At 35.3% G+C, this 3,106-nt stretch carries 2 protein-coding genes and 1 pseudogene; all 3 read left to right on the top strand.

Annotated elements, in window-relative coordinates; all coding sequences use genetic code 11:
* The first annotated feature begins 313 nt into the window (after positions 1 to 313).
* Positions 314 to 1,149, top strand: a pseudogene (locus FC57_RS10285) (aldo/keto reductase).
* 45 nt (positions 1,150 to 1,194) lie between these two features.
* On the top strand, positions 1,195 to 2,007 hold the full coding sequence (gene yidA / locus FC57_RS10290) for a sugar-phosphatase (protein WP_007125517.1): 813 nt from the start codon (positions 1,195 to 1,197) through the stop codon (positions 2,005 to 2,007).
* Between the two features lie 69 nt (positions 2,008 to 2,076).
* The gene (locus FC57_RS10295; RefSeq protein ID WP_007125518.1) at positions 2,077 to 3,042 is read left to right on the top strand and encodes an NAD(P)-dependent oxidoreductase; all 966 of its coding nucleotides are present in this window, start codon (positions 2,077 to 2,079) and stop codon (positions 3,040 to 3,042) included.
* Positions 3,043 to 3,106 lie beyond the last annotated feature (64 nt).

Raw genomic sequence — 3,106 nt, forward strand, 5'->3', positions numbered from 1 at the left:
CTATTTAGCTTAGAATGTTTTATGCCTAAAAAATTTATCATTTGTATAGAAAGAAAAAAATTAAAATAATTGAAATATAAATGAAAAAAGAACTGCTTAATGGCGGTGTGTCGCTGTTTATTAATAGTAAAAAGTCAAAAAAGGATACAAAATTCCAAATATATGTATAGGATTTAGGCGAATATTGGTGTATGCTATTAGAAGCAGGTTCAATATTTGAGATTGTTAAATTCAAAAATCTTTTTATTAGCTATGCACATACAGGAATTGAGAAGACAGAGACATATTAAATAAAAATATAGAGGTGTAAAGTATGTACTCTGACAAAACATTAACGCTTAACAACGGAACCAAAATTCCTCTAATTCAATTGGGTACCTGGTTAATCAATAATGATGATGTTAGAAAAGTTGTTCGTCAGGCAATTGATGTAGGTTACCGCGCTTTTGATACCGCTAGAGACTATGGTAACGAAAATGGTGTGGGTAAAGGAATTTGGAATTCTGACGTTGAACGTAGTGACATCTACTTGACAACTAAATTGCCAACTGCCGTCAAAGACTATGAAGGTACAAAAAAGGCAATTGATGAAGCACTTGACCGCTTCAGTTTGGAATACATCGACATGCTTCTAATACACTCACCGCAGCCTTGGATTGAGGTCAATCGTACAAGCGATCGGCATTTGAAGGGAATTTGGAAAACTGGAGAGCAATGGAAGAAGCAGTAAAAGCTGGTAAAGTTAGGTCAATTGGCGTTTCAAACTTTTTACAAGAAGATGTCGCTAATATTGTAAATAACGGAACAATAAAGCCTGCCGTTAACCAGATTGAAGTTCACATTGGGAATGTTCCTTCAGATTTAATGAAATATTGTGAAAATCTTGGTGTTCAAATAGAGGCTTACTCGCCACTGGCTCATGGACGTTTGCTCAATGATCGTAAGATTAATACTTATGCTAAAAAGTATAATGTTAGTCCAGCGCAGTTAATGTTAGCTTTTGATTTGCAACTTGGTTGTATCGTAATACCAAAGAGTGATAATGTTGCTGAAATGAAAGAAAACTTGAACGTTGATTTTAAGATTAGTGACGAGGATATGGCGGCTTTAGCTAAGCTAAAGGAAACCACTCCAAGTTTATCTGTTTAATTAAGTATCGCTTCGAAGAGCGGTACTTTATTTGTTTTGGGGAAAATGAAAGATATAAAACTAATTGCAATTGATATTGATGGCACCTTAGTTAATTCTCAAAAAGAGATTACGCCTGTAGTAAAAAAAGCAGTAAGGGATGCAAAAAATCAAGGAATTCAAATAGTTATTTGCACTGGCAGACCTCTTTCAGGCGCACAGCGCTATTTAAATGAATTAGGGCTAAATAATCAGGATAGACAGTACGTTGTTAGTTTTAATGGAGCAGTGGTTGAATCTACTGCAGGCAAGGTAATTTTTAAAAAAGGGCTTGCATATGATGACTATATTGACCTGGAAGCAATTGCTCGTAAATTAAAACTGCATTTTCACAGTGTTAGTTTAGATCGTATTTACACTGCTGAGCGTGATTTGGGACACTATACTATTTACAATTCTCGAGTAGTTAAATTGGAAGTCTCGTACAGAACTCAGGCAGAAATGCGAAATATTCCAATTATTAAATGTATGTATGTTGATGATCCAGATTATTTGGATAGCAAATTGAATAGTCCCTTATTTGAACAAATGAAGGATAGAGTGGTTTTCTCTAAAACAGAACCTTTTTATTTTGAGGCTACAGCAGCTGGCGTAGATAAAGGGACTGGTCTTAAAAGGCTTTGCGATTATCTAAAAATTAATCGTGAAAATGTTATGGCCTTAGGTGATCAAGCTAATGATATGCCTATGCTTAAGTATGCAGGATTAGGAGTAGCAATGGGTAATGCAGTTGACTACACTAAAGAACATGCTGACGAGATTACTGCAGATTGTGATCATGATGGTGTAGCACTTGCTATCAATAAAATTCTAAAATAGAGTAGCATCTTTTCTAAAGAGTGGTATCTTAATTAAAGATAAGAAAGTTGAATAGAGGTTTTTTATAAAATGAGTAAAGCAAAAATTTTAGTATTAGGTGGCTTAAGAGAAGATGCTTTGGCTGATTTAAAGAATAAATGCGATGTAACTATTGGACCTGTAGGTCATCGTCCTGAAGATGATCGTCAATGGGTTTTGGATCACATTGCTGACTTTGATGGTGTAATCGTGGCTAAGATGGTCTTTGATAAAGAAATGATTGATGCGGCTAAAAACCTAAAGATGATTTCGACTTATGGTGTAGGTTTCGATCATGTGGACACAGAGTATGCTAAAGAAAAAGGAATCATTGTTTCTAACTGCCCTAAGAGTGTCTTACGACCAACAGCTGAATTAGCTTTAACTATGATTTTAGCTTCTGCTCGCCGCTTACGTTATTATGATCATGCTTTGCGTGAAGGCGTCTTTTTGAATGCTGACGAATATGATAATCAAGGCTATGGTATTGAAGGTAAAACTTTAGGAATTTTTGGTATGGGCAGAATTGGACAACAAGTTGCTCGATTTGCTAAAGCTTTAGGAATGAAGGTTATGTATCATAATCGTCACGAATTAGATTCTAAGATCGAAACAGAATTAGATGCTAAATATGTAGATTTTGATACTTTGGTAAAGGATGCAGACTTTTTAACCTTGCATGCACCTGCTACTGATGAAACTTATCACATAATCAATAACAAAGTTTTCAAGCAAATGAAGGATACCGCATTTTTGATTAACGTTGCTCGTGGCTCATTGGTAGACAGTGACGCTTTAATTGCAGCACTTAAAGACGGTGAAATTGCAGGGTGTGCTTTAGATGTTTTTGAAAATGAACCACATCCAAAGCAAGAATTAGTAGATATGGATAATGTCATCATGACGCCTCATGTTGGTTCTGCAACACATGGTGCACGATACGCTTTATCAAAAGAAGCTGCAGCAAATGTGTTGTCATTCTTTAAGGCTGGTAAAGCCATTAACCGAGTAAATTAAAGAAATTAATATTTTAAAGCAAAAAGAAAAAGCGTACACAATGATACATTCCCTGTCAAGTAGA

This window comes from Lactobacillus ultunensis DSM 16047, assembly GCF_001436305.1.
Classification (GTDB): Bacteria; Bacillota; Bacilli; order Lactobacillales; family Lactobacillaceae; genus Lactobacillus; species Lactobacillus ultunensis.